The organism is Herbaspirillum sp. GCM10030257, from assembly GCF_042666555.1.
GTDB lineage: Bacteria > Pseudomonadota > Gammaproteobacteria > Burkholderiales > Burkholderiaceae_D > Noviherbaspirillum.
In genome coordinates this window covers 1-4,508 of the sequence record NZ_JBHTDH010000076.1, presented here as the reverse complement: position 1 = coordinate 4,508, position 4,508 = coordinate 1, and the positions used below count along the sequence as shown (strand labels likewise).

General features: G+C 53.7%; 6 protein-coding genes. 3 read left to right on the top strand and 3 right to left on the bottom strand.

The window, feature by feature from the left end; all coding sequences use genetic code 11:
• Window positions 1-220: 220 nt before the first annotated feature.
• Complete coding sequence (locus tag ACFQUU_RS29035) at window positions 221-460, bottom strand: hypothetical protein (protein WP_382252087.1); 240 nt, start codon at window positions 458-460, stop codon at window positions 221-223.
• A complete protein-coding gene (locus ACFQUU_RS29030; RefSeq protein ID WP_382252085.1) occupies window positions 457-885 on the bottom strand; it encodes a YciI family protein in 429 nt (142 codons plus the stop codon). Before ACFQUU_RS29030 ends, ACFQUU_RS29035 begins: the two co-directional genes overlap by 4 nt.
• 283 nt (window positions 886-1,168) lie before the next feature.
• Between ACFQUU_RS29030 and ACFQUU_RS29025 the strand changes: the two genes are divergently transcribed.
• Window positions 1,169-1,714 carry a tyrosine-type recombinase/integrase gene (locus tag ACFQUU_RS29025; protein ID WP_382252083.1) on the top strand — a complete coding sequence of 182 codons (546 nt, stop codon included), beginning with the start codon at window positions 1,169-1,171 and terminating at the stop codon, window positions 1,712-1,714.
• Between the two features lie 93 nt (window positions 1,715-1,807).
• On the opposite strand, the gene ACFQUU_RS29020 is transcribed toward ACFQUU_RS29025, so the two are convergent.
• The gene (locus ACFQUU_RS29020) at window positions 1,808-2,809 is read right to left on the bottom strand and encodes an integron integrase (protein ID WP_382252081.1); all 1,002 of its coding nucleotides are present in this window, start codon (window positions 2,807-2,809) and stop codon (window positions 1,808-1,810) included.
• A 635-nt stretch (window positions 2,810-3,444) separates the two neighbouring features.
• Here ACFQUU_RS29020 and ACFQUU_RS29015 point away from each other — a divergent pair.
• Both ACFQUU_RS29015 and ACFQUU_RS29010 read left to right on the top strand, forming a co-directional pair.
• Entirely contained in the window at window positions 3,445-3,672 is a 228-nt protein-coding gene (locus ACFQUU_RS29015; protein ID WP_382252079.1) for a hypothetical protein, read from the top strand.
• Window positions 3,673-4,048: 376 nt separating this feature from the next.
• On the top strand, window positions 4,049-4,384 hold the full coding sequence (locus ACFQUU_RS29010; RefSeq protein ID WP_382252078.1) for a hypothetical protein: 336 nt from the start codon (window positions 4,049-4,051) through the stop codon (window positions 4,382-4,384).
• Window positions 4,385-4,508 lie beyond the last annotated feature (124 nt).

Genomic DNA, 4,508 nt, shown 5'->3' with positions numbered 1-4,508 from the left:
TGTTACGGGAAGCAACGGCTCCAGTAGCCCCCATTGCTCGTCGGTAAGCTCTTCTCTTCGTGACATGATGAAAAACCATACGAATCCGAAAAAAGCATCGACTACCTATTTATGGAATGAGTTCTAGATAGTTTGCGCGGCTCCGCGGTGACTCCAGTTTCATCGTATGCTCTGAAACCTCGGGCCTGCCCGGAGTATCGTCTACATGCAATCTACGCTCCTAAGGCAACAAGCACTCACGTTCGTTACCAGTCCAGACTATAGCTTGACGCAGAGCTTCACGCGCTGCCTCGATCCGATCCAATCGCTGTAGTAGGTCGGTCCGCCAGCGTTCCATTGCGGCCACCAGCGCATCTTGCACGCAGTCTTCGGCCAACGCCAGACCAGCACCCGGACGTAGCAGCGCCCTGGTAAGGCGTCTGACTTCTAGGCGCCAGACCGCCTCGACGGGACGCGTCATCCGCCCTGCTTGATTGCGGCCAGTTGTTCGCGAATGATGCGTTCGGCATCTTCGGGTGGAAGGTCAATGCCGCCCATCAGCGGGCGTACCTCGATGCAACAGGGTTGGCCAGGGAACGGCGCCGGAAAGCGCTGCGCCCATGCCAGCGCTTCGTCGTGTGATCGCACCTCGATCAGCGTGTAGCCGGCAATTAGCTCCTTAGTCTCGGCGAAGGGGCCGTCTATGACGCGCACCTGACCGACGGCGTCATACTGCACGCGAAATCCCTGACTGCTAGGCTGCAGCCCAGCACCATCGAGCAGCACGCCGGCCTTGGCCATTTCATCGTGGAAGGCCATCATGCGCGGAACGAGAGTAGGGTCATCAGGGAAGTCGCCAGCCTCGCTCATTGTGGTGGCGCGAACTTGGATCATATAACGGGGCATGGAAGTCTCCAAAAATGGTTACCTTACACGACGAATGGCGGCGGCGCATTTCGACAGATCCCTCAACTTTCTGGTGTGCACAACTCCGGCTGGCAGCTTTGCGGCAGCGAGATTAGGACTGCTAATGTCTCTTCTGGGTCGCGGAACGTCGGTAATAGGTGGCGCAGAATGAGTCTCCTTTCATTCACAGAAGGAGACGGTCATGAACGCCTATCAAATTGAATCACCTGCCATGGGCCCGTGAAACAAAGGCAAGTTCGTCGGTCAAAAAGCGCCCCTGAAGTTGAAAGAAATCTGGGGCATCCGTACTCGGTTGCAACTGGAGCACCAAACCCGCGACTTGGCGTTGTTCAATCTGGCTATCGACAGTAAGCTCCACAGTTGCGACCTGCTTAACATTCGCGTCAGTGACATTACCCAAGGTAATCAAGTTCTTCCACGCGCCATTGTGATGCAGCAGAAGACGCACCGGCCAGTGCAGTTCGAGATCACTGAGCAGACGCGAACTTCGATTCTTGCTTGGATTCAGTGTGCGCATTTGGCCAACAGTGACTTCCTTTTTCCAAGCCGTATTTCGGCTTCTCCCCATCTGTCGACGCGCCAGTATGCGCGCATTGTTGATGCCTGGATTGAGTCGATCGGATTGGATGCGACAGGGTATGGTACCCACACCTTGCGAAGAACAAAAGCCACGCTCATCTACCGGCGCACGAAGAATCTTCGAGCGGTCCAGCTGCTGCTCGGACATACGAAATTTGAGAACACGGTGCGATACTTAGGCATTGAAGTCGACGACGCACTGGAGATTGCGGAACAGACTGAAATTTGAAGCATAGCTGCCGGTCAGTGTTTAGTAGCCGCAGACGCTGACCGGCCATAAGGAGTCGCTCAGAGGAGTGCTTCGATGCTTCAAAGCAGACGCTCAGAAGGTCGATACCAGGTCGATAGGAGACGACACACCCCGGCCCCCCTTGTTGAGCACATGGGCGTACACCTGCGTGGTCGATACGTCAGTATGGCCCAGCAGCTCTTGCACGGTTCGTGTGTCGTAACCGGCTTCAATCAGGTGGGTTGCAAAACTGTGCCTAAACGTGTGGCTCGATGCCCGCTTGGTGAGCTTCGCTGCCAAGACCGCTCGCTTCACCGCGCGTTGTATCGTCTGGCCGTACAGATGATGACGGCGGACAATACCGCTGCGCGGGTCAGTGGACTCGTGATCGGACGGGAACACCCAATACCAGCCCCATTGCGTCCCGGCGGCGGGATACTTCCGTTCTAATGCATCGGGCAACATCACGCCGTTGCGGCGGTACAGCCTGTCCTCCTCATACAGCGATTTCGCATAAGCCAACTGGTCGCGCAGTGGCTGAACCAACGACAGCGGAAGCATGGTCAGCCGGTCCTTGTTTCGCTTCCCTCGCCGAATGGTGATTTCCCTGCGCTGGAAGTCAATGTCCTTGACCCGCAGCTGGGCGCACTCCATCAGCCGCATCCCAGTCCCGTACAGCAGTTGCGCAATCAGCAAGTGCGTGCCGGTCATCTGGGCAAAGATCAGATCAATCTCTTGGCGTGTCAGAACTGTCGGTTGCCGTACCGGCTTTGTCGGTGTAGGAAGGTTGTCGATCCAGGGTAGCTCGATCTCCAAGACATGCTTGTACAAGAACAGCAGAGCGCACAGGGCTTGATGGTGGGTTGATAAGGAAACGTCCCGTTCGTTGGAGAGGTACGACAGAAAGGCATGAATTTCCGGTGCTCCCATGTCTGCGGGATGGCGCAGGTTATGGAAGCGAATGTACCATCTTGACCAGTAGACATAGACCCGCTCGGTGGCAAAGCTGTAGTGCCTGTCTCGAAGGCAACGTCGTAGCTGGTCAAGCAACTTCGGTGGTTGCACAGAAGAAGGATTCTGGCTGCCGCTTTTCATGGTTAATTAATACTGTATTAATGTACAGTATACTGTTGCAAGCCTTGAGGTATATGCCTTGCGGAGGATCAAGCGAAATGTTTTATCAGACACCATCCCAGCTTATCAGGCACGTCGTGCCGTATAAACCTAGTTAGCCTGCAATGAGACCGACACCTCCGCATCAACTAATAAGATATCGGCACCTGCTACTTGTCGTGGCAATCTTATGCTTGGGCGCTGGATGGCTTGTGCTGGCGCTTACAGCGAAGGATGATCCGATTCGAAGTGCTTTTCTATTACTTGCGGTTATATTCGTCTGGACGAATGGCCTTTACTGGCACGTAATGCTTAGGTATCCATATATTGAAATACGCCCGGGACAATACGTTAGCTATGATGAATGGAAGCGGAAAGACAGTCGGGCATTCTTGGTGTTGTATTTCCTTGGCGCCGTTTTCGCCTCAATTGCCTGTATCAGGGTGGGAATCAATGGCTAACTTTTTGTTCGACGCCGACGCTGCGGACAGGCCAACGTAAGCGTTAGCTGGCTCAATGAGAATGTAATTACTGAAATGTTATTCCCTATTGCGATCCTACTTATTCTGGCCGTGCTACTTTGGTTACCTACATGCGTTGTCTTCGTGCGGAGACGAATGTCTAGTGAGCGCCGCAATTATGCGAAGTTAGCTATCTGGATGTTATTGGAATTGCTGGTTGTCGCGACGCTAAGCTTGCTGTGTGATTGGATCGGGCTGTTGAATCCAGCTGGGTATGTGATTGCAATAACAATTACGGTCAGTTTGGCTGGTGCACTGTTGCGCCGTGCCTTTGCCAACAGCCCAGCTAACACTACTTTGCACACCGACGCCACGCGCTGGTGAAATGAAACGTTGAACATCATGAAACCGGTCAATATCAGAACTGGAGTCAAAGAGACGCAGTGGTTCGTCCGCACGCTAGTCGGGGCTGCACTCTTAGCAGTTTGTGGTGCGGCGTATGAATCTCTTAGGCCGTCGACGCCACCATTCAAAGGGCGCTTGTCTTGGTTGATAGAGCTTGTCTTTGCCGTTGCTGGATCAAAGGGCCTTATCTTGCTTTGGATGCTACTAGCACTTGGACTGGCTCTGACTGCAAGGTTCGTGTGGCGTCATACGGCAAAGTTGCCGTCCGATAGTTGGTTGTGGTAAGCGTGATGCCCAACTTGCCATTGCAGCCGACCGCTAATAGCGGCTCCTGAACTCAACGTTAGGCGTCGCTATGGAACGCTGCCCAGAGCCGTTTGAGTTGGAAGGATTCTTTGAGACTCCATACGTTTCGCGTTACGGAAACGAAGGAGAGGGTTGGTGGTACGACTGTTTACGGTTTGACCGGCGTGGCGACGAAGACCATATCGTTTGCGAGATTGAACCAGGGGAGAGCGAATTCAGGTTCATGTGGAGTACCGATGGCAAGGTTCGCATCGACGTTCAGCTTCGCTTTATTCAATCGCTGGATATTGCCATCTCAGCGGGCGAGGAACATCTCATCGGCCAAGTGAAAGAAAACGGTGTGGAGCAAATGTTTAAACTCTCGATCAAGCCAGTAGTTGCTTGACCCTGCCTCGGTTTCACGTACAGCATGTCATGCATCCATCAGCGTTTCCTCAGCTTGAACCGGAGTGCGATATCCGGTTGAGGAATGAATTCGCTGACGATTGTAATACCCTTCGATCCAGTTC